Origin of the sequence: Halioxenophilus sp. WMMB6 (assembly GCF_033283405.1) — a bacterium.
GTDB lineage: Bacteria > Pseudomonadota > Gammaproteobacteria > Pseudomonadales > Cellvibrionaceae > Halioxenophilus.
In genome coordinates this window covers 52651-75972 of the sequence record NZ_JAWMQR010000010.1, presented here as the reverse complement: position 1 = coordinate 75972, position 23322 = coordinate 52651, and the positions used below count along the sequence as shown (strand labels likewise).

Sequence of the window (23322 nt, the reverse complement as noted above, 5' to 3'; positions counted from 1 at the left end):
CTAATTTGTGATTATTCACCGATTAGCGATTCAACACTTTCGCAACATCGAAAGTGTTGATATCCAACCTTGTTGTGCCTGGAACATTATCTATGGCCCCAATGGCAGCGGTAAGACCTCTCTGTTAGAAAGTATCTCTCTGGTAGCTCACGGGAAATCCTTTCGCTCCCACCTCTCATCACCTTTGATCCAATATAACCACAAGTCGGTTACCGTGTTTGCTTCGCTTGTTGACGAGCATGCCAACCCCTTTACGGTGGGAATCGAGAAGCATGTTACCAAAGGGTCTAACATCAAAATCAACCGGGAAAAGGTCTCCAGTAGCTCTTCGCTAGCCAAAATGCTGCCCTATCTGGTTGTGGACGGCAGTAGTTTTCAGCTGATCGAAGGGGCCTCTAAACAGCGGCGTAAGCTTCTCGATTGGTTGGTGTTTCACGTGGAACCTTCTTTCCATCGCAATTGGCTCTCCTATTATCAGGCGTTGAAACAGCGAAACGCGTTGCTCAGAGCTGGTATAATGACCGATTCGCAAATGGCGATATGGGATCAGCACTGTGCACAATTCGGCGAAATCATCTCCTCTGCTCGAGAAGCGATCTACGAGGCGTTTGTTGAAAACCTGAATCGCTTAAAGGATGAGTTTCAATTTGATATAAGTGTCGAATTCCAGCGTGGTTGGCCGCTAGAAGAAAAGCTCGCGACTACTTTAACTGAGCAGCGCAGCGGCGATGGTAGGGCACAAACCACTCGTTTTGGGCCGCATCGGGCAGACCTAACGTTGCGATGTCGCGAGGGTAAGGCGGCCGAGATTCTCTCTCGTGGCCAAAAAAAAACATTAGTGCTGTTGATGCACGCGGCGGTACTCCAGACCTTTGTAGAGATTACCGGTCGCTTGCCCATCGTCGGTTTGGATGATCTCGCCGCCGAACTGGATACCGGCAATATAAAAAAGGCGATGGATATATTCTCCCGCCCAGGCGCACAGTTGTTCTGTACGGTGATTGAACCGAATGGCTTCCGAGAGCTATTACCTGAACAAATAGAAGTAAAATTGTTTCACGTGGAACGTGGAGCAATTCATGAATCAATAACTCCAGCCTAATTGGATACCGGAGCAATAAAAATATGACAGAAGAACGTAACTACGATTCATCGAGTATCAAGGTGTTGAAGGGCCTGGACGCCGTAAGAAAACGCCCCGGTATGTATATTGGTGATACCGACGATGGCTCTGGTTTACACCATATGGTTTTCGAAATCGTCGACAACTCTATCGATGAAGCCCTGGCTGGCCACTGCTCCGAAATCAAAGTTGTTATTCACCCAGACGAATCAGTAACTGTGAGTGACAACGGCCGCGGAATTCCCACTGAGATGCACGAAGAGGGTGTCTCGGCAGCCGAGGTGATCATGACCGTACTGCACGCCGGCGGTAAGTTTGACGACAATACCTATAAGGTCTCCGGTGGCCTGCACGGTGTGGGTGTTTCGGTGGTGAATGCGCTCTCGGTGGAGCTGAAACTGACCATTCGTCGAGGCGGAAAGATTCATGAACAGGTCTACCGTCACGGTGTACCCGACGCACCGCTAACGGTTATTGGTGATACCGAAACCACCGGCACCTCTATTCACTTTAAACCCTCGGCAGATACCTTCACTAACATCGAATTCCATTTCGACTACCTGGCCAAGCGGCTAAGAGAACTCTCCTTCCTGAATGCCGGCGTACGCATTGTGTTGTTCGATGAACGTACCGCCAAACAGGAGGTATTTGAGTATGAGGGTGGTTTGAAAGCGTTTGTGGAACACCTTAACCAGGCTAAAACACCCATCAATAACGTGTTGCACTTCACCAACCAGCGTGACGATGGCATAGGTGTGGAGGTGGCTCTGCAGTGGAACGACAGCTTCCAGGAGAACCTTTTCTGTTACACCAACAACATTCCCCAGCGCGATGGCGGTACCCACCTGGCAGGCTTTAGAGCGGCCCTGACCCGTGGTTTGAACAACTACATCGAAGCAGAAGGCTTCGCCAAAAAACACAAAGTCAGCACCACTGGTGACGACGCTAGGGAAGGGCTTACCGCCATCATCTCGGTGAAGGTGCCCGACCCAAAATTCTCCAGCCAGACGAAAGACAAGCTGGTCTCCTCCGAGGTGAAAACCGCAGTCGAACAGGAGATGGGGGCTGCCTTTACCGATTACTTGCTGGAAAACCCCAACGACGCCAAGGCGATTGTCTCCAAGATGATCGACGCCGCGCGGGCAAGGGAAGCAGCCCGTAAAGCGCGGGAGATGACCCGGCGCAAAGGGGCGCTGGATATTGCCGGCCTGCCCGGCAAACTGGCCGACTGCCAGGAGAAAGACCCAGCCCTCTCTGAAATTTACCTGGTGGAGGGTGACTCCGCTGGTGGCTCTGCCAAGCAGGGGCGTGACCGCCGCACCCAGGCGATTCTGCCGCTGAAAGGTAAGATCCTGAACGTAGAGAAAGCGCGTTTCGACAAGATGCTCTCCAGTGCTGAGGTGGGTACCCTGATCACCGCGCTTGGTTGTGGTATCGGCTCTTCCGAGTTCAATCCGGACAAACTTCGCTACCACTCCATCATCATCATGACCGATGCCGACGTCGACGGCTCTCACATCCGTACGCTGCTGTTGACCTTCTTCTTCCGCCATATGCGCGAATTGATTGAGCGCGGCCACGTCTACATTGCTCAACCACCACTGTATAAGATCGCCAAAGGTAAGTTTGAAGAGTATCTAAAAGACGAATCAGCACTAACTAACTTCCTGCTGCAGGCAGCCATGGAGGGTTCAGCCCTGCACGTCAATGCCGAAGCACCACCCCTGCAGGGTGCTGCGCTGGAAGCGTTGGTGGCTGAATACCGCAAGGTTATGGCGACAATTGAGCGTCTGAACAAACTCTACCCCAGTGAAGTGATGGAGCAGCTGATCTACACCGATAAACTTTCGGTGGAAGATATGGCCAATGAAGAGGCCGTAAGCGCCTGGTGCGCCAAGGTGGAAGGGCGGCTGTTAGCCGAGGCGAAATCGGGCAGTGACTCCTATGTGTTGGTACCGGTGGCGGATTCCGAACGCAGCCTCTATCTTCCCAAATTAACGGTCACCTCCCACGGGGTGCCGGCGGTGTTTGTCTTCAATCATGAGTTCTTCTCCAGTGGCGAATACCGATCAATGGTGGCCCTGGGCGAGAAATTGAATGATCTCCTGGATGAAACTGCCTATGTTGCACGGGGAGAAAAGCAGGAGCCGGTAGTGAGCTTTAAACAGGCGCTGGATTGGTTGATGAATGAATCCAAACGCGGCTACTCCATCCAGCGCTATAAAGGGCTGGGCGAGATGAACCCAGAGCAGTTGTGGGAGACCACCATGGACCCAGAATCACGCCGCATGCTGCAGGTCAGTATCGAAGACGCCATCGGCGCCGACCAGATGTTCGCCACGCTGATGGGCGACCAGGTGGAACCTCGCCGGGAGTTTATCGAAACCAATGCACTGTCGGTGGCTAACCTGGATGTTTAATGGCAGCGTGATAAATAACGTCGGTTGTGACGTTAATTGAAAAGCTGTGCCTTAACAATATTGAAGCTATTAAATACTGTTAAATCATAGAGTTATATTATTTTCGATTCAGTTTAATAGGATTCTTAAACAGAAAAGGCCGGATAAATTTTAAACCTCCGGCCTTTTTTATGATCTGGGTTTAATGATGGATGGGCAATAAAACCAACCGAACTAAAAGTTAACCTCAAGCCCCAGGTAGGCGGTGCGCGGTTTGTTGGCACGGGCGCCGGCTGGGCTTCGCGAGATAATTTCCTGGTCGTCGAGCAGGTTGTCTACCTTCACGTAAACCCGGCTGGTTTCGCTCATGGGGTAACTGGCCGAGAGATCGAAAATCAGCAGATCATCGGTTTGCAGGAAGCGGGTATCGGTACCGCTGCGCTCACAACTGGTGTCGAGGCACATCTCATCGGTAAAGCTGGCGTTGAGGTAAATATCCCAACCGTTGGTGGCAACAAAACCGATAGCCGCCGCCCACTGGCTTTCCGGCACATAGGCATAAATATCACCCTTCTGCGCGTCGCCAATACCACCCTCGGTATATTCGGTATCCGTGTAGGTATAGCTAAAGCTGACCGGTATCTGGTAGCTGGCGTTGGCCGCAAAATCGTAGCGGATTAAAAATTCCAGGCCGTCGATCTCCGCCTTACCTTGACTAATACTGCCGGCGGTTACACCACCGGCGCAGGGGTTGGCTACCGAGCAGTAGGTCACTGAGTTATCGAACGCACTGAAGAAATAGATCAGCTCCGCAGCCAAGCCGCCTTTCGTAAAGCGGGTACCCATCTCATAGTTGAGGCTCTCTTCCGGGTCGGTTGCGGTGGCGTCCGCCCCGGCGGGTGCAAAGCCTTCGTGAACCCCGGCCAACAATTGCCAGGCATCATTCAATTGATAGGTGGCACCCAGCGATAGCAGGCTGACCTCGGTGCTGTTTTCAGCGGTACGGGTAGCAACTGAGCGGTCCAGATTGTAGCGGGTTTGGTCGGTATCCATCTCTTCGTAGCGCAGTCCGGCGACCAGATTTAAGCGTTCGCTCAGAGCGATATTGTCGAACAGATAAAGAGAGAGGGCGTCGGCCGTTTCAATGCGGTTATTGGAGGCACTGGGATCGACGGTATCGACATAAACCAAGCTGCCATTGACCTGGGCAAAACGATCGACCGGCTGGAAGCGATCGACCTCGTCCTCATGCCAGCGCGCACCTAATTCGAAATCGTGACTGATACCCGCCAGTGTGGCACTCCAACCAAGCACGGTTTGTACACCGTAAGATTCATACTCGCGGGCATTGTTTTTAATATTGAGGTACTCGCCGGTAAAGCTGTCGCGCGCACCACTAAGCAGCGCCGCGTCCGCACCATTAGGGTCGAGGTTAGCGGCGTTTATATAGCCGCCGCCGTTGTCGAGTTTGTACCAGTTGCGTTCAAATTCGTTGTAATAGGCGGTGGTTTTCAAGCTGAGCGAGTCACTAAATTCAATCAGGTGGCTGACGGTGACGGCGGCGTGTTCGTTGTCCATCTGGTCGCGATCGCTAATGCCGTAGCGGCGGTTGGGATCACGATCAAAATCGCTATCGGTAAGGCCAAGGTAGCTCTGGTTGGAGATCTCGGTCGAATACTGCAACTTCAGATCAACCTGGTTGTAATAACCCTCGCCCGCGGTGGAGTTCACGCGCAACTTGGCCAGGTAGTCCTCTTTGTTAAAGCCGGTGTCACGGCTGGAGCGATCTATGGATTTAAAGCCATCGCCGTTGTGCTGGTGAGTCTCCAGCAGCCAGCCATAGTTTTGCTGACTGTCGCCGTACCAGGCGTGGATTCGGCTCTCACCATCTTCAGCGGCCTCAATGTTGATGGCTCCGGCCGCAGATTCAGGAATGGGGGTTGATATCAGGTTAACCGCACCACCCACCGTTTGTGGGCCGTACTTGATAGTCTCGGGCCCTTTTAATACCTCGACGGTACTCATACGGCCAGCGGTGGGGAAGTAGTAGGCTTCCGGCCCGGAGTAGGGCGCTGGCGCGATCAGCACACCATCTTCCATTAAATTAACCTTGGAAGATCGTTCCCCCTGGGCACTGCGGATGCGGATATTGGGGCGCAGGCCGTAGCCCTCCTCCTCCTGAATATAAACGCCCGGCACTTGGCTCAATATACGGTTGATATCGGTGTATTCAAATTTGCTCAGCTCGGCGGCATCGACCACATAGGCAGAGCCCGCCATACTATCGGCGTCCTGTTTTGAACCAATGATCACGACCTGTTCCATGGAAGTGTTAGCTGCTTTGCGGTCGCTCTCTGCCAGAACGAACGGCACCTGGCCAGCGGCAACGCCGAGCACGGCGGTGGCGCAAACGGTGGAAATACTACTTTTCATGGCTAAACCCCAATACCCTAAAATGAACTGGATGCCAAACTTAAACTAAATGATAATGATTAGCAATTAATCTTCTCCTGGATTTGATATTGATTAAATCGCCAGGGATTTTTTCATTTGGTAATCCGTCGCTGCTGTCTGCCACCTCGCCAACCGCTAACGTTTATCAGAGGCGAGTGAGTGCGTGGTGTATGGTGGGCTAAACCGATTAATTACTCGGCTCGCGATCGCACGCCATGCTGTTTTGTTACACGCCCTACACCCACCAACCACCAGGCAGTAGCAGTTGTCTGCCTAGGAGATATCAGCCATTAATCGAGTCCCGACGATTGCATGTGAGTCAGCTGAGGTTTGGTCGTAGGTGGCGAAAATTAACCGGCCTTCGCTGGCCATCCAACTAACCATTGCTTGAAATTCCACACTGGTGGGTAAGCGCCTGGGTTAGCTGTAGGTAGCGACCGGCAGAAATGGGCAAGATGAATCAGCCAGAGAGCCATCAACTGTAAATAGCGGAAGTGGGTCGGCGGAATAAAATGGTGTGGTGTCTATAATTATTAGTCGCGCGCGTGAAGAACCCACCTGCTCAGCCAACAAAAATTGAACAGAAGGGTGTGAGGGTAGGGCGTTAGCTTGCGCGCCGATATACCAATGCTTGTAAGGAATCCCAGTGGCTCGTAGTTTAGATAAACGTATTTCTTTGTTAATTATTGTGTTGTTGAGCGTTGCCGCAGTGCATCTGATCAACGTCGCCATGCACGGTAGCCTGATGCATTACGGCATCCAGCCGCGCAACACTCACACCTGGTACCACATTTTCACCGCCCCTTTTATTCACGGCGACTACAGCCACCTGGGTAATAATCTAATTGGCCTGGCGCTGTTTGGTGCGCTCACCTTGGTTCGTTCGCAGCGTTTTTTTGTGATGGGCAGCCTCTTTATTATTGTTGTCTCTGGCGGCTTGGTCTGGTTTTTTGGTCGCAGTGCCGTGCATCTGGGGGCCAGTGGCTGGATCTACGGCCTGTGGAGTTTGACCATAGTTATGGCCTGGTACGATCGCAAACTGGTCAATATTTTAATGGCCGTGTTAGTGATTATTTTTTACGGCGGTATGATCTATGGCGTGCTGCCCTCCAGCCCCAATATCTCCTACGAGTACCACCTGGCCGGCGCTATTGCCGGCCTGCTCTATGCCGCCCTGGTGGCGCGCAGCCGCGGCTCACTGCGCCGCAATCTCGCATGATGCAGTGGCTGAAAAATTTTCTGCTGCGCCTATTGGCCTTGCAGCCGGTGGTGATAACCGAGCGCTGGCAACCCGAATGGAGTACGTTTCTGCAAGAGAAGGTGAGCTTTTATCGCCACCTCAGAGGGCAAGAGCAGACGCGATTTAATCAGCGGGCGCTGCTCTTTTTGCACACCACCCGTATTGAATCCGGCCAGCTTGAGGTTACCGATTTTGATCGGCTGCTGGTCGCTGCCAGTGCCATTATTCCGGTGTGGGCCTTTCCCAAGTGGCACTACCTCAATCTGGAAGCGGTATTTTTACTGCCCGGGGCGTTCAATCAAAAATTTGAGTGTGGCCAACCCGATTCGCTCTTTACCGGCATGGTCGGCACCGGCCCCATGAGTGGCAAGATGGCGTTAAGCCAGCCGCACCTGCACCTGGGTTTTGACAACAGCCGCGATAAACACAATGTTGGCATTCACGAATTTATCCATCTGATTGATATGGCCGATGGCGACTGCGACGGCTTTCCCGAATCGCTGCGGCACTACCAGTACGCCATCCCCTGGTTTGATCTGGTAGAGAAAAAAACCCGGGAGATTCTGTTGCGTAAAAGCAATATTCCCGATTACGGCGCCAGCAATAAGGCGGAATTTTTTGCCGTCGCCTCCGAGTATTTTTTTGAGCGGCCGGGGCTGTTAGCTCGCAAACATCCCAAGCTCTATCACGCGTTAAGCGAACTCTACCAGCAGGATACCAAGGCCATCGCTCGCGAACTCCGCGTTCATAAAAAGGCGCTCTGCCCCTGTGGCAGCGGCAAGCGCTACAAACACTGCTGCATGCCAAAAAATTAAGGTTCCCTCTTTAAGTAGGGGGTGTAAGCGCCTTTTCTTCTATCCGAACCTTCCGTTATTCACCGGTGTTGCAAGCTGGTTGGCTGGCCTTTTGGCAGCCCGCCAATAACCGGCATTTCTGATGCAAAACAATCCCGGCTGCTTACAAAACGCACGGTTATTGCTATTGTGGCCAACCCACAAGCAGAGTAGGCATCATCATGAGTGTTGGCTTTGAACAGCACCGCCGGGTGCAACTGGACCAGATAATAATATTGGCGAAAACCCGCCTTTGGATCCAAATATTGATCGCCATGGTATTGGGTTTTGCTGTGGGGCTGTCGCTCTCGCCGGAGGGCTTAGCGCTGGTTCCAGCCGAGCTGAGCCTCACTCTGGCCGAGTGGCTGCAACTGCCCGGCACCATCTTTTTAAACCTGATTCAGATGGTGGTGATTCCTCTGGTAATCTCCTCCATCGCCCTCGGTATTTGCGGCGGTGGCGATAACCAATATCTCAAGCGCGCCGGACTGCGCATCTTCCCCTATTTTATTTTCACCACGGTGTTGGCGGTGGTGATTGGTATTGTGCTGGTGGAGTGGATTCACCCGGGTGCCTATATCGACCGGCCCATTATGTCGGTGGAGCTGGCGGATCTCGCCGTACCGGCCAGCACGTTTAATGCGGCCGCCGTGCCCGATAAAATTGCCGAGCTGATTCCCAATAATCTATCGGTCGCCTTCTCCACCAAAAATATGATTCAAATAGTGGTGGCGGCGATTATCTCCGGCATTGCCATCGCCAGCCTGCCCGAGGAGCGGGTGGTGTTTGCGGTAAAACTGTTGGAGTTGGCTCAGGAGATCTCACTCAAGGTGGTGAGCTGGGCGATGCTGTTGGCTCCCCTGGCGGTATTTGGCCTGCTGGCGGATATCTCCATTCGGGTGGGAATTTCGGCGATTGCCGGTTTGGCCGCTTATGTGGCCACGGTGTTGATTGGCCTGATCTGCCTCTACCTTTTTTATCTGTTGTTGATAAAAGTATTGGGTGGCAAGTCACCACTCTTGTTTGCCAAACATATTCGCGATGTGCAGCTGCTCGCTTTTTCCACCTCCAGCTCGGCGGCGGTGATGCCGCTGTCGATGAAGGTCGCCATTGAGCAACTGCGCTTAAGCCCGCCCATTGTTAAATTTATTATTCCCATCGGCGCCACGGTGAATATGGACGGCACGGCCCTCTACCAGGTAATAGCGGCGGTATTTTTAACCCAGGTTTTTGGTATTGATTTAAGTGTGGGCCAGTTTGCGTTGCTGACCATTACCACCGTCGGTGCCTCTATCGGTGCACCCAGTACACCGGGGGTCGGTATTGTGATTTTAACCACCATCTTGCAGAGTATTGGGGTACCGGCCAGCGGTATTGCCTTGATTATTGGCGTCGACCGGATTTTGGATATGTGCCGCACGGCGGTGAATGTTACCGGCGATTTAACCGCCTGTACCATCATGGATAAATGGCTGGTGCAGGAGCCGAAATCGGAACCGATGACTATCACCTCAGAGGGGTAATCGCCGAGGGCACTCCTTGCCCAGCTGGCTGCTACTGGGCAGAGGAGTAGTGGTGCGAGTCGTTAGTCTCAAACAGTTGTGGCATCCCTTCCAGATCTTTCGATTGCACCTCAAAGGCGGCGATTAACGAGTGGAAAATGGCATCATGGGAGCTCTGTTTATCTTTTTGCAATAATGCCTCTTGCAGCTCGATATCGGCACTGGCGCCCAGCCATAAAACAACCGGTACCGCAGTTTGCTGTTCCGGGGCCAACATATAAGGAGCGCCGTGCAGGAAAAGGCCAAATTCACCTAAGGATTCACCGTGGTCGCTCACATACAACATAGCAGTTTCGTACTGCGGCGTATTGGCTTGTAACAGCTGAATCACCTGATCCAAAAAGTAGTCGGTGTAGAGAATGGCGTTATCGTAGGCGTTAATAATTTCCGCTTCGCTGCATTCTGCCAGCTCCAGAGATTGGCAGGTGGGTTTGAACTGTTCGAACTCGGGTGGGTAGCGCTTAAAGTAGGCGGGGCCGTGGTTACCCATCTGGTGCAGCACAATTAAAATATCACCCGGTTGCTGGTCGATGTACGCCTGCAGGCCGGCCAGCATGCCCACATCCCGGCACTCCTCATCGCACACTGGGTTGTTTTCCGGCTTTCGAAAATCCTGGTAGGCAACCCGGTTGGCCACCCCTTTCGAGCTGGAGTTATTGTCCCGCCACAACACACTCACACCAGCACGGTCGAGAATATCGAGCAGGTTATCCTGGTGCAGCGAGGTTTCGATACTGAACTCCTCGCGGCCATCCACCGAAAACATACAGGGCACCGACACCGCCGTGGCGGTGCCGCAGGATTGAATATGGGTGTAGCTGATCAGACTATCTTCCTGCGCTAGCAGTGGGTTGGTCGGTCGCTCATAACCATTCAGAGAGAAGTGGTCGCGGCGGGCGGTTTCACCCACCACCAAAATAATCAGCTCGCGCTCAAAATCGGCTTCTACAATTTTGGCATCGGCAGCAATAATTTTATGAGTCACCGGGCCGGCGTGGGCAAATTTGGCGGCGCTGAATTGAATCGCGGAGTAGATTGCCATCAACGGTGTGGTGTAGCTGCGCAGGGTTTTGTGTTCGCGAAAGAAACTGGCGTAGCTGCTACTGAACAGCAAAATGGTGGTGATCATTACCAATAAACTGCCTGCACTATAGAGCCCATAGTACAGCCGGCTCTTTAATAAGCTGACTTTTTTCGGCTGCCAAAAATAGAGCAATGCTACCAAGAGCAGTGCGGTAGCTAAACGCAGCAATAGCCCCGGGGTAATTAGATCGCGCACCTCTGCGGTGTCGGTCTCGGCGGCGTTTTCCAGCATATCGGCATTGATGATGGTATGGAATTGATCGGTGTAGTAACCGCACACCGCCGCCAGCACCAGAAACAATCCCAACACAAAACGCAGGGGTAAAACCAGGCTGAACAGGCCGATAAAAAATACCAGTACCGCCCACAGCAAAAGTGCCAGGCTGGCGTTAAAAAAGCCGTTGTCGGCAAGCGGGTAGGCCAGGCCAACCTCGTGAAAAAAGGTGAAGTTAGCGGTAGCGGTAATCCAAAGGGCGGTAAGCGCGACAACGGCCAGTGGCGAGAGGCTGCGCAGGCGCTGAAGAAAACTGGTTAAACTCATAGCAAGCGGAACACCATTTTTTTTCGTGGCAAAAATATCCAACTTAAAATAGTAATCCGTTAATCTTAAGTAAGACTTAACGTCTCTAAGCCCTATCCATTACTGGCTGGGTGAATTGCTGTTAATTAGGCGCGCCGTGAGATTTTAGCCACACACTTTGTAGGTAAAAAATCGGCAGCCTAGTGGGCTAATTTTGGGGGATAATCGGCAATTACAAGGTCGATTGCCCGATTGATCGATATATGCAAGAGAATAGCTATTAAGCGTGGCCGATTTATTGCCAATTGCCCACGTATTAATTGTTAAGCCAGAGCACATAGCATCGCCTGCGGTGGACAAACCGATACCATTGCTGCGCTGCTTTTACCCCAGCACGAGTGCCAACCATGCCACAGACCAACCCTGCGTTATCAAGTTCTTACCCGACCAGCTATTACGCCGCCACCCGTAACGACACCTGCCAACGGCCGGCCTTGGCTGAATCATTAGAGGCGGATGTCTGCGTCATCGGTGCCGGTTACACCGGCCTCAGCACCGCCCTGCACCTGGCCGAAGCGGGCTATAAGGTGGTGGTGCTGGAAGCCGCCCGTATCGGCTTTGGTGCCAGCGGCCGCAACGGCGGCCAGCTGGTTAACAGCTACAGCCGCGATATCGACGTGATCGAACGCAACCACGGGCCGGAGCTGGCCCAGCTGCTGGGCGATATGGCCTTCAGCGGTGGCCAGATCATTCGCCAGCTGATCGAAAAATACCAGATCGAGTGCGACTTCAAAGAGGGGGGTATTTTCGCCGCCTTTAATAAAAACCAGATGAAACATTTAGAGGCCCAGCAACGCCTCTGGCAGCGCTATGGCAACAATCAACTCGCTCTGCTCGACGGCGGGCAGATTCGCCAGCAGGTGAACTCACCCGCCTATTGTGGCGGTATGTTGGATCTGTCCGGCGGCCACCTGCATCCGCTCAACCTGGCCCTGGCCGAGGCCACTATTATTGAAAGCCTGGGCGGAAAAATTTTTGAAGAGTCCGCCGTGATTGGCATCGAGCGCAGTAATAAACCGCTGGTGCGCACCGCCCACGGGCAGGTGCGCTGCAACACATTGGTGATCGCCGGCAACGCCTACCTGGGTGGTCTGGTGCCGGAACTGGCGGCCAAATCCATGCCCTGTGGTACCCAGGTAATCACCACCGAGGTACTCGGCGAAGCACGCGCCCGGGAGCTGATTCCCGCCCTCTACTGTGTGGAGGACTGCAACTACAAACTTGACTACTACCGCATCACCGGCGACTTCCGCCTGCTCTACGGGGGCGGCGTTACCTACGGCGGCGGTGACCCGGCCTCCATTGAAAAATTTGTGCGTGGCCATTTGGAGAAGACCTTCCCGCAGTTAACAGGGGTGAAGTTTGAATTTGCCTGGGGTGGCGACTTTCTATTAACCCTCAGCCGCCTGCCGCAATTTGGCCGCCTGGGCAAATCGATAATCTATGCCCAGGGCTATAGTGGCCACGGAGTGACCACCACGCACTTGGCCGGCAAGCTGATAAGCCAGGCGATACAGGGGCAGAGTGAGGGGTTTGATGCATTTGCTCAGTTGCCGCATTATCCGTTTCCAGGGGGACGGTTAATGCGGGTGCCGTATACGGCGATTGGGGCCTTTTATTATGGGATTCGGGATAAACTGGGAATTTAGATTTTTATTTTTTCTTAAAATTAGTTATTAATTTTTTGTGCATCTTTTTAGTTTTGAGAAAAATTTAAATTAAATTATTTCGATTGCCATCGGGGGATTGCGGGGATCGCCGATGGCCATGGATGCAGTAGGCTAACTCGCGGCATGCAGAAAAGGCGGCACCCTTCTCCTTTAGCAAGCTTGTCTTGCCTGGACCCCATGCGTAGCGGACGAGTAGCGGAGGATTCCTGGGGCTCCGAGCGAGGTCTGTTTGAGAACTTTCACAAAAAGCTCGAGTTCCGCAGCGGCCTGAAAAATTTGAGCAACAACCTGAGGCCCCGATAGGAGCCTTAGGTTATCTATCGTTGAAGGGTTAGAATTGCGCAGATACACCAAGGTTCACTTGCGATGGTTGGGCAAAGGCATCGGCTATACCCACCGCGGTGGTCGCGGTGTATGAGCTGTACTCCTCGTCGGTAAGATTCTCTCCGGCCAACCAAAACTTATAGGTGTTGCCCGGTGTGGTCCATGAGACTTGGGCGTTGACGATGGTAAAAGACTCTTCCGGAGTGTAGTTACCGGGCTGCCAGTAGAAGCCATCGTTGTAGGAGTAGTTAATCGCGGCATGAAATAAACCGCCGGCCAATTCGTTTTCAAAAATAAGTTGCGTGTTGAATTGGCTTTTGGGCGCGCGAATAATGCGGCTGCCGGTGGCATCATACGGAACAGTATTGATGGTGCCGCCGGTGACGTCATTGGGAATTAACACCTGCGCACCAGTGTAATCGCTGTATTTCGCGCTGGGTAAACCGGAGTAGCCGATGTTAAATGAAATAGTATCGGTGATAGCACCACTGGCCGATAGTTCAAAGCCGCGAATTTCCGCTTCGGCGGCATTACTGAGTGACACCACCCAGGTACCATCAGGCAGAAACGTTTGGCCTTGCACCTGAATATCGTTGTAGTTGTACGCAAAGGCGGCGGCGGTTAGCGTGAAGCCCGCTACCCGCGCTTTTACCCCCAGCTCAAACGCATCCAGCTCTTCGGGTTCAACCGGGCCTGTGGTCGGAATTGCATAGGCATTGTACACGCCGCTTTTAAAGCCGGTACTGTAAGAGGCGTAAACGTTAGCCTCGTCGGTTAAATCGTAACGCCCCACAATACGATAGGTAGTGCTGTCCCAACGCTCACTCTCGTCGGCAACGCCACCAAAAATATTCTCATATTGATAGGCTTTCTTTTCGTCGCCATAACGCAAACCAAAAATAAAGCTCAGTTTATCGGTAGCGAAATAGTTGAGCTCACCAAAGGCTGAATAGGCCGTCGTATCCACTTGGCTGGTAAAACTAAAAACTGGCGTACCATTTGGCGCGTCACCGCCACTGCCGAAGGATTGGAAAACCGGCGCCCCCGCTTCGGAATCGTAATAATAAATTCCTGCCAGCCAATTTAACGATTCACTGAACCCACCAGAAAACACTACCTCCTGGCTGAGTGTATCTTGAAATTGAGTGAGGTATAACGAAGCCACGGTGAGGTTGGTACGGTCGGTATCGGTTTGATATTCGCCTTCTACTTCTCGATAGGCGGTGATAGAGCGAATATTTATCGATTCCAAATCCCACTCGGCGGTGAGGGAGGTACCCCAGGAGTCGATATCAAAAATCGGCTCCACCGAGGCACCCAACTCATACGGCTCGGGCAAAATGACGCCTGGTGTACTTTCATTAATATTGCGCTTGTCGCGGGGAACCAAGTTAAACATACGGTCATCGCTTTTTTCCGAGGTATCCGCGGTTAAGGTCAGCGTAAAATTGTTGCTTGCGTCGTACATTAATTTACCGCGCACACCGCTGTCGTCGGTGATGGAAAACTTCTGGCCCTCTAAACCGGCGATGCCATCCACGTAGCCGTCGTCTTTACTGTAGTAAGCGCCGATGGACGCGGCGACATGCTCGGTGATAGGCCCTGTGGCGTAGGCACCCAGCGTAACCGCGTCAAAGTCAAAACCGTACTCGGCAGAGACTTCGAACTCAGGCTCAAATGAGGGCGATTTTGTCACGATACGAATAGCGCCGCCGGTGGCGTTACGACCAAACAGCGTACCCTGTGGGCCTTTTAACACCTCGATGCGTTCGATATCTTTCATTTGAAACAAACCGGCAATAGGCGCTCCGAGATACACATCATCGAGATAGACGGCGACATTGGTTTCATCACCCGGAGATGTGCCCGAGGAAGAGATCCCCCGTATCGAGGGCGTAAATGCCAGGCCATTGCTCACCGTGGTTAGGCCAGGTACGATTTGGCTCAGATCGCCGGTTGAGGTAATGCCGGAATTAGCCAAGGTCGTTTGCGAAATCGCGGTAATGGACATGGGCACATCCAATTGCCGCTCACTGCGTTTTTGCGCCGTCACCATCACCTCTTCAATGACATTCTTTTTAATGGAACTCTTCTGCTCATCAGGCTGGGCCAACGCCGATTGCGTTGCCGTGGTGCCGACGATAAATCCCAAAATGGACGCAAGGATATTATTTTTGTTCTGCATGTTCTCTGCCCTTGTTATTCTTTGTTCTGCGGTTTCGAGGTCTAAAATCATTAGCACCCCCTTATCGGATAAGCCGCCAACAAGGCCGGTATCGACAAGCATGATGCCGATGGCCTGCTTGACGGTATAACGCCCGGTAACTGCGTTACTTACCCGGTTTTGCACAAGGTCGTAGGGAAAGAGAATGGGTGTTTCGGTTTGGTTTGATAGCTGGGTAAGTGAATCCGGCAAAGGCTGAACAGGAATATTCAAATCAAATAGGATATCGAGTTGATCCTTTGCAAATGTTATTGGCGCCCCAACGCAAACCAAAATGGCCATACCCCACAGGCAAACCAACGCCGACATATTCAATGCCGACGACAAATTTGCCACCTTGCGTAGGGTATAACTGCTCAAAGAATAAAACCCGCTATTGCTTGCTAAAATTATTTTTATGGTATGCACAAGTTTCAGTGTTTGCCGTACAGAGTAAGAGTAGGTATTGCAATTGATTTTTATAAATGGTTATTGCTTTAAATATTTGTTGGTGTAAATGGTTGGAAAGTAACGGGTTTAATCCTGGCTGAATTTTTCTATGGTCACATGGCTGTCACTGAGTCGGCTGATTTTTAAACCAAAGCCCGTTTCCAATATATCGAACAGGGCTTCCGTCTCCCCCGTGTGAAACTGCCCACCGATGCGTAACGATTGTAACTCAGGGTCCGCCAGGGTGATTTTAATGGTCGTATACCGGCTCACCTCATTGACCACCTCAGACAGCGGCTCGCCCGAAAACACCAGCAACCCCTCACGCCAAGACAATTGCCGCTCCACCTCTTGTTGTTGGTATTGGGCAGCATTGTTTAAATCACTGGCACTCTGGGCTACGGTCACGGTTTGCCCGGCCGAGAGAGAGCCTAGTATCGTGGAGATATTTCTGGAGGAGTGTTCACTGCCAGTCTTCGTATATGTTTCTACACTGGTGACGCTATTGTTAGCCGCAAATTTCGGGGCGTGTGATGGATCTGCTTGTTTTGATGTCTCGGCTTGCAAAGCAGCAACATTCACCTTCCCTTCGGTAACAGTTACTTGAATAGCATCGGATTTTTTTCGGATTAAAAACGCGGTGCCTACCGCCTGCACCATGTTCGAACCGGTGTAGACTTCAAACGGCCTTTGCGCGTCTTTGGCCACTTTAAAATAGGCTTCGCCGCGCACTAAATTAATATGGCGAACCGCACGGGTAAAATCCACATCAACCACACTGTTGGTATTCAACCAAACTTCCGAGCCATCGGGTAAGTTCAACGTGCGTTGCTGCCCTATACTCGATATGAACGACGCCTGATAATGCTCCTTCGGAAATCCCCAAATGAAGACAGCCTGAACTAAGATTGCGGCAGCGCCCACACCGGCGACCGGCAATACCACACGAGCAGAAGCGCCAAACACCAATTTGACAAAGTTAATCAGCATAAACCAGGGCATCATCAGCCAAGCCGCAAATTTACGCCCGAAACCCATTGGGTTAGAGTGATTCTCTTGCAGGGGTAATAGCAGCTCGGATAACACGTTCATATCTTGCCAAAGGTTGGAATAGCGAACTAACGCTTCGCGGTGCGCAGCGCTCTGAGCTGCCCACTGTTTTAACTGTTCGATATCGGCGTCGGTAGGCGCTTGCTTACTGTCAAACTTTAATACCCATTGGCAGGCTTCTGTCTCTATCTGCTTTTTATTGGCAAATTCCACCACATTATCCATGGCTCACCCCTCCCGCGAAGACGCACTGGCTGCTGGCGACGCACCGGGTGAGCCTTTGGGCTTGGCGATATTAATCTGGGAGTCTTGAACCTGGAGATCATTGCCATAGCGCTCCTGCAATATCGCGTTGCATTGCCGCATGCCCTTAATCAGATGCTTTTCTATGGTACTAACCGAAATACCCAACTGCTCGGAGATCTCCTTGTGCGGCATTCCATAGACCTTTTTTAACAAAAACACTTTGCGACATCGCGGGGGTAATGTGGCAACCGCCTCACATAAAATCCCCACCTTCTGCTGGCTGGCGACACACTCTTCAAGCGGTTGAGTACGCAGTTGGGTATCGACGGATTCGATATCGTCGATGTAATCGGTGACCTTACGCGATTTTTTACCCAACTCTGAGAGCATCAAATTGCGCGCAATGCGAAACAGAAACGCCTTTGGCTCGTCGAGGGCGCGCTTCTTTTCGGTCTCATAGGCTCTTAGAAACGCCTCTTGAGCGATGTCTTCAATATCCTGAGCAGGAACCAGAAACCGCGAGATAAAACGCCGCAGCGGAGCCTGCTGTTGCATAAATACGTCCAACACACGATACCTAGCGGCCATGGACTTGGGTTCATCCGAAGGCGCCGGTACCCTTTCGTTTCCACCCCGCTCACTATTATGATTATTATTCATCGGTAAGGTGCTGCTCCCTATCCATCACTGTACGCGATACTTTCAACCACCACGTTTAAAGCTAATCTGGATATATAACCGATCAGAGCACCAAACCCTCCAGTGCTGGCGGAAAAAAGTTGATTGTAGCCAATAGTAAGGGTTATGGAGTGTTCTTAGAAGGTAGTCAGTACAGATAGCGCGTCAACGCAGAGGCTATGGTGTAGGGGTTGTGGCTTCAGAGTTGTAAATGCTAGGGTCATGTCTTGCCTTTTGACTGAGAATATCAGGGTGACCCATTGCGTACTCTTGTGTAAACGGGGCGCCAAGCCTGCTCCAGTAGGGCTATCAGCATGCCACAGGAGAGAACTGTTGCGATGGACTGTGTTGATTGCGGGGGAAGTCGCAGTATAGGAGGTAGGATAGCTTTGGCTGGCCACCTGGCTGTTATCTATACCCTATGAGGCGGGCGCTCACAGCCCTGTTCAGGGCTGCAAGTGGTGTGGCTATTTTTCGGGGTTCTTGCTGGCGCCACGTCGGTCGTATTTTCGTCTTTCCTCTGGGGCATGGTTCTCAAAGCCCTGGTTACTTACCCGTCTATCCGGCTGCTGCCGCTCTTCCAGGGCCTCATCTAATTGTTCTATAACGAATTTTTTCTTCTTTTCCATAACAGTGCATTCCATAAGGTTGTATGAAATAGTAACTGTTAAAAGTTTAGATCAATTATGTGGAATTTCCTGTTTTTTGAACGGAAGATAGCTAGCTAACAGGACACGAACGAATTCAGGGGTCAAGTTCTGCCTTTTGCCTAATTTAACGATCAAAAGAGGAGACTCGACCCCAAATTTTCATGCCATTGAATAAATTTATTGATATTTAATCGCTGGTAAAACCACGGCGGTGAGGTTTGAATCCGTATCTAAAACGGGTAACGCTATGCCTGACCCCAATGCGCGTATGAGGCCTGGTCAAATGAATGTTAAGCAACGAGCATATCTACTTCTGTATACCTCTGGCTTGTTGTGTGTTGGTGGTCAGTGGCTCCTCTTGAAAGCCGCCGGCCATTTTGGGCTAGGGGCCTTTGCCATCATAGTACTCGTATTGAGTTACATGGTTATGCTTCTTTTGATGTTATTCAAAGTCAATCAGATTCGGTGTCGTTCCTGCCATAAACCATATGGCGTAATTTATAGTTTATTTATCTGGCCACTAGTACCTAGGTATTGCCAGCACTGCGGTATAAAGCTGGACGAGGCCTAAACACAGATCGAGGTTCCAATGATTACTGGCAGTTGCCTTTGTGGCCAAGTGAAATACCAAATCTCCGGTAAGGTGGGTGACATTGTTCATTGCCACTGCCAGACCTGTAGAAAGGCGCACGGCGCTGCATTTTCCAGTGTGGCGGCGGTGGCAGAAGAGGATTTCAAGGTTTCCGGTGTAGACTTTTTGCAATCCTTTGAATCTTCTCCGGGCAAAAGGCGATATTTCTGTTGCAACTGCGGTACCCAGATTTACGCTAAAAGAGCTAGCGCCCAGCACGTGATATTGCGCCTTGGATCACTGGACGATGATCCACAAGCGCAGGAGCAAGCCCATATCTGGGTGTCGCAAAAGGCTAGCTGGTATACCATCAATAAGCTATTGCCTGAGCATGATGAGGCCGAATAAGGCAGATGAATCTCATAAATATAAGTAGATATTTAATCGTATTCGGACTTGGTGCATTGATAGCCAGCTCTTTGTGGTTATATTTTTTCCACTTAGATAATGAACAAAGTGATGCCTATCGGTTGGAAATGGAAGGCGTGGTCATTTTAGAGTTGCTTACACTTGCAGAAGACTATGCAGCTGGAGATACCTATTTCGAAAGGTCATTGCACTGCAGTTTAGCTATTAGGAATCACACATACCAAGAGCTAGCGGAAGAAAGTGATTTTAACTTGAGTATAAATAGCCGAGTTGATCACGTAATCACACGGTCAGGTATAGATCAGGCGAAGTTGAAGGAATGTTTTGTCACGCCTCGAATATAAACCCAATAATCGCAACAATAGTCACAGCGTTGAATGCCGATGGACTACCCAATAAGTAGCCTCGATTAGCCAATATAACGAGCGTTATACAAATTAAGTATGGTCTGGATGATTATTGGATATTTACCTATTTTCTGGATTCTCAACACAATCGTTGTGTTGAGGTTGGAGAGCCAGTATCCCGAGATTTATAAAAATGCTGGAAGCCCATTCCCTTTGTTAACGGATTCTCCCAGTGGAGCTTTACACTAGGCTTTATAGGTTTAGGCCAATACTTTCAATATGAGATCGATAAATCGACAAAACGTCTATGTGTTTTTCTACAAATTACCATTTGGCCTTGGCTGTTGTTTGGTGTCGGATCATTAATCTATCGCGCCTTTGTGCAGTGAACCAAAACAAAATATCGGGGCTAAGTCTTGCATTTCACGCCCGTAGAATACAGTTCTGTAATATATAAGATAAGACCTTAGAAGCTAGCTCAGGTTAAAGATAACAATAAAAAATCAATCTAAAGGAAGTTAAAGATTCTCGGGGTGTTCAGAGCTTTCAAAGCAATACTCAGGCAAAACACTGCGCTCATAAATATCCTTCTCTTTTTGCATCTGCTCCATAGCTGCTAGTTCACCATCCCGCCTAAATGATGCCAAAAAAGTTTCCAAATGGCCGGCGTCACTGAAAAAATAGCGATGCTTAGGCATAGGTGTTTTCGATTGCCATCGGCGGGACCCGGAACCCCCGACGGCAATCGAAACCAATCAAGGGTAATGATTTCGCCAGATGCCAGCAGGAGTAACCCTCAATGTAATATGCCTAGAAAGCGGGACTCAACTACCCTCAATGGCAATCGAACCAGAGATCCAAAGATAGAAAAAACTACCGCCCCAAAAACCTCCCAGGCCGCTTCTGGGCAATCGATCGAATCCCCTCCTCAGCATCCTCCGTTACCCGCAAGCGGCTCTGCTCGCGCACCTCCACCTCAATGGCGGCCATTACCGCCGCTTGCAGCCCTTCGCGCACGGCGGCGCGGATGGAGGCTACCGCCAGGGGGGCGTTGCCGGCGATATCCTGCGCCAGGACGATGGCGTCGGCTCGAATCAATTCATTGGTGGTCAGGTGGTCGACCAGGCCGATCTTCTCGGCCTCGATGCCGCCAATGCGGCGGCCGGTCATCAACCATTTGTGGGCGGCCTGCAGGCCGATGACGCGGGGTAGGGTGACGGTGGCACCAAAGCCGGTGTGGATGCCGAGCTTGGTGAAGTTTGCCCAGAATTTGCTCTGCGGGCTGGCGACGCGGAAGTCGGCTGTAAGCGACAAGCCCAGGCCGCCGCCGGTGGCGCTGCCCTGTACGGCGGCGACGATGGGCTTCTTATTGGCGAAGATGCGCGCCCCCTGGCCGTAGACCTTGCCGATCTCGCTGGCGAAGTTGTCGCGGTTGAAGGTGTCGTAGCCGCTGCCGGCGGCGCCAGTGCCGAAGTTACCGCCGGCACAGAAGTTCTTGCCCTGAGAGGCGAGCACAATGGCGCGGCAGTCGGGGTCGTCGTCGAGCGCCAGAATGGTATCGGCGAGCTCGGTAAGGATGTCGATATCAAAAAAGTTGTGAGGTGGGTTTTGCAGCTCCACCAGGGTCACCGGACCGAGGCGTTCGGTGGCAACTTTGCTTGTGTTAATAGAGGCCATGGCTAACTCCTAAGCGAGTGGGGCGGGCCTATCGCCACAAGAGCGTTACAGCCACAGAAGAAAGAGCAGCAGCACCACAAACCAGAGCACCAGCAGCAGGCTTAACCACCACCAGTTGTAGCGCGCCTGCTCGCGCAGTACCCGGGCGGCGGTGGCGAGGTGGACGATTTTAGTGCTATCGCTCGGCACCAGCAAACTGCTGCTGGCTACCAGGGCGGTGACGGCAAAGCCTAAAGGGTTCCACCAGAGCCAGGAGAGGGCCGGCAGAAACTGCCAGCAGAGCGCGTTGACGACAATGCCGGCAATCAACCCCAGGCAGACACCCCAGCCTGTGATGCGGTGGCTGAACAGGCCGACGATAAACACCGCCAGAATGGAGCCGTTGGCCAACGAGCCGATCTTGTTGATCGCCTCCAGCACCGTGGGGGCGATGTCGCCGACGAAGAAGGCCATGGACAGGGTGATCACCCCCCAGAGGGTGGTCACCCCGCGTGAGGCCCAGATCTCCTGGTGGTCGCTGAAGGGCTCGGCGCGGAAGCGGACGATAAAGTCCTCCATGGTGGTGGCGCTGAGTGAGTTGAGCACAGAGTCGAGCGACGACATGGCTGCAGCAAAGAGCGCCACCAGCCCCAGCCCCACCACCCCCGGCGGCAGGGAGTTAACCATGTAGAGTGGCACCGCCAGGTTGTACTGGGGGCTGCCCTCGGCCGCGCCGGGCAGGGCGGTTAAAAAGCCCGGGTGGTTAGCGGCATAGACGGCGATGCCTACCCCCACCAGGCAGTAGAGCAGCACCAGCGGGAAGCGCAGCAGACCGTTGAGCAGCAACGCCTGATTGGTGGCGTCGATATCGCGGGTGGAGAGCTCGCGCTGCACCTGGCTCTGGTCGCAGCCGTAGTAGGCGAGGTAGAGGAAAAAGCCGCCGATCAGCATCGGCCAGAAGGCGAAGGTATAGCCGTCGCCGAGGCCGTGGTGGCGAAAGTCGAGGCTTGTCTGGCGCTCGGCGGGGAGCTGCTGCCACATGGCTGCCAAGCCACCGGCGTTGCTGGTGAGCAGCCAGAACAGCAGCGCCAGCACCGCCACTAAGATGGCCATCTGCAAAATATCGCTGTAAACCACCCCACGCATACCGCCAAACACATCGTAGAGCACGGTAAAGGCGCCAAGCAGCAGCACCGACCAGAAGAAGCCGATACCGGTGATCAGGTCGATGACAATGGCAATGCTGTAGACGGTGACGGCCGTGGCAAAGGCGCGAATAAAGAGAAACAGGCCGCTCAACAGCAGGCGGGTGGAGAGGTTGTAGCGCTGCTCGAGAAATTGGTAGACGGAGACCAGCCGGAAGTGGCGAAACACCGGCATCACCACCAGCATCAACAGAATCATCGCCAGCGGCAGAGCCAGCTCATACTGCAGCCAGAGCAGGCCGCCAGCGGCGGAAAAGGCGACGAAAGCGGGGGCGCCGAGAATGCTATTGGTGGAGCACTGGGTGGCCATAATCGAGATGGCCACCGGCCAGGCGCCCAGTTTGCGGCCGCCCAGGTAGTAGTCGGCGCGGTCCTCCTGGCCCTTGGACAGGTAGACCGCCCAGGCGATCAGCCCGACCAGGTAGATGCCGATCACCAGCCAATCCAGCCAGTGCAGTGCCTGAACCATGGTCTCTCCTTGGCATGATTTAAGGGTCTACCTTAAAGCACCAGGGCGAGAGATCAAGTTTGGAGGGTTTGAAAAGGGGGTGGGTAGGGGCGAGATTACG

At 52.4% G+C, this 23322-nt stretch carries 16 protein-coding genes; 7 read left to right on the top strand and 9 right to left on the bottom strand.

Annotated features, from left to right (window positions below; all coding sequences use genetic code 11):
- The first annotated feature begins 7 nt into the window (after nucleotides 1–7).
- Complete coding sequence (gene recF, locus SBL51_RS19670) at nucleotides 8–1102, top strand: DNA replication/repair protein RecF (RefSeq protein WP_317932849.1); 1095 nt, start codon at nucleotides 8–10, stop codon at nucleotides 1100–1102.
- 23 nt (nucleotides 1103–1125) lie between these two features.
- Nucleotides 1126–3543: a DNA topoisomerase (ATP-hydrolyzing) subunit B gene (gene gyrB / locus SBL51_RS19665; protein WP_317932848.1), complete on the top strand. Its 2418-nt coding sequence runs from the start codon at nucleotides 1126–1128 to the stop codon at nucleotides 3541–3543.
- Nucleotides 3544–3756: 213 nt separating this feature from the next.
- On the opposite strand, the gene SBL51_RS19660 is transcribed toward gyrB, so the two are convergent.
- On the bottom strand, nucleotides 3757–5955 hold the full coding sequence (locus SBL51_RS19660) for a TonB-dependent receptor family protein (RefSeq protein WP_317932847.1): 2199 nt from the start codon (nucleotides 5953–5955) through the stop codon (nucleotides 3757–3759).
- Between the two features lie 667 nt (nucleotides 5956–6622).
- Here SBL51_RS19660 and SBL51_RS19655 point away from each other — a divergent pair.
- From SBL51_RS19655 to SBL51_RS19645, 3 genes are all read left to right on the top strand, one after another.
- Nucleotides 6623–7195, top strand: coding sequence for a rhomboid family intramembrane serine protease (locus tag SBL51_RS19655; protein WP_317932846.1), 573 nt, complete (start codon nucleotides 6623–6625; stop codon nucleotides 7193–7195).
- Nucleotides 7192–8031, top strand: coding sequence for a zinc-dependent peptidase (locus SBL51_RS19650; RefSeq protein WP_317932845.1), 840 nt, complete (start codon nucleotides 7192–7194; stop codon nucleotides 8029–8031). Before SBL51_RS19655 ends, SBL51_RS19650 begins: the two co-directional genes overlap by 4 nt.
- 200 nt (nucleotides 8032–8231) lie before the next feature.
- Nucleotides 8232–9572 (top strand): dicarboxylate/amino acid:cation symporter, encoded by a 1341-nt coding sequence (locus tag SBL51_RS19645; RefSeq protein ID WP_317932844.1) that lies wholly within the window; start codon nucleotides 8232–8234, stop codon nucleotides 9570–9572.
- Nucleotides 9573–9603: 31 nt separating this feature from the next.
- On the opposite strand, the gene SBL51_RS19640 is transcribed toward SBL51_RS19645, so the two are convergent.
- Nucleotides 9604–11235: a phosphoethanolamine--lipid A transferase gene (locus SBL51_RS19640; RefSeq protein WP_317932842.1), complete on the bottom strand. Its 1632-nt coding sequence runs from the start codon at nucleotides 11233–11235 to the stop codon at nucleotides 9604–9606.
- Nucleotides 11236–11621: 386 nt separating this feature from the next.
- Between SBL51_RS19640 and SBL51_RS19635 the strand changes: the two genes are divergently transcribed.
- A complete protein-coding gene (locus SBL51_RS19635) occupies nucleotides 11622–12923 on the top strand; it encodes an FAD-binding oxidoreductase (protein ID WP_317932841.1) in 1302 nt (433 codons plus the stop codon).
- A 352-nt stretch (nucleotides 12924–13275) separates the two neighbouring features.
- On the opposite strand, the gene SBL51_RS19630 is transcribed toward SBL51_RS19635, so the two are convergent.
- From SBL51_RS19630 to SBL51_RS19615, 4 genes are all read right to left on the bottom strand, one after another.
- A complete protein-coding gene (locus tag SBL51_RS19630) occupies nucleotides 13276–15852 on the bottom strand; it encodes a TonB-dependent receptor (protein WP_317932839.1) in 2577 nt (858 codons plus the stop codon).
- Between the two features lie 156 nt (nucleotides 15853–16008).
- The gene (locus SBL51_RS19625) at nucleotides 16009–17196 is read right to left on the bottom strand and encodes a FecR family protein (RefSeq protein WP_317932838.1); all 1188 of its coding nucleotides are present in this window, start codon (nucleotides 17194–17196) and stop codon (nucleotides 16009–16011) included.
- Between the two features lie 3 nt (nucleotides 17197–17199).
- Nucleotides 17200–17877 (bottom strand): RNA polymerase sigma factor, encoded by a 678-nt coding sequence (locus SBL51_RS19620; protein ID WP_317932837.1) that lies wholly within the window; start codon nucleotides 17875–17877, stop codon nucleotides 17200–17202.
- Nucleotides 17878–18362: 485 nt separating this feature from the next.
- Nucleotides 18363–18524, bottom strand: coding sequence for a hypothetical protein (locus SBL51_RS19615; RefSeq protein WP_317932836.1), 162 nt, complete (start codon nucleotides 18522–18524; stop codon nucleotides 18363–18365).
- A gap of 640 nt (nucleotides 18525–19164) precedes the next feature.
- Here SBL51_RS19615 and SBL51_RS19610 point away from each other — a divergent pair.
- On the top strand, nucleotides 19165–19524 hold the full coding sequence (locus SBL51_RS19610) for a GFA family protein (protein ID WP_317932835.1): 360 nt from the start codon (nucleotides 19165–19167) through the stop codon (nucleotides 19522–19524).
- A gap of 886 nt (nucleotides 19525–20410) precedes the next feature.
- On the opposite strand, the gene SBL51_RS19605 is transcribed toward SBL51_RS19610, so the two are convergent.
- The 3 genes from SBL51_RS19605 to SBL51_RS19595 form a co-directional block, all read right to left on the bottom strand.
- Nucleotides 20411–20590, bottom strand: a complete 180-nt coding sequence (locus tag SBL51_RS19605; protein WP_317932834.1) for a hypothetical protein — start codon at nucleotides 20588–20590, stop codon at nucleotides 20411–20413.
- Nucleotides 20591–20765: 175 nt separating this feature from the next.
- Entirely contained in the window at nucleotides 20766–21569 is an 804-nt protein-coding gene (locus tag SBL51_RS19600; protein ID WP_317932833.1) for an enoyl-CoA hydratase/isomerase family protein, read from the bottom strand.
- Between the two features lie 45 nt (nucleotides 21570–21614).
- Entirely contained in the window at nucleotides 21615–23222 is a 1608-nt protein-coding gene (locus SBL51_RS19595) for a sodium:solute symporter (RefSeq protein ID WP_317932832.1), read from the bottom strand.
- Nucleotides 23223–23322 lie beyond the last annotated feature (100 nt).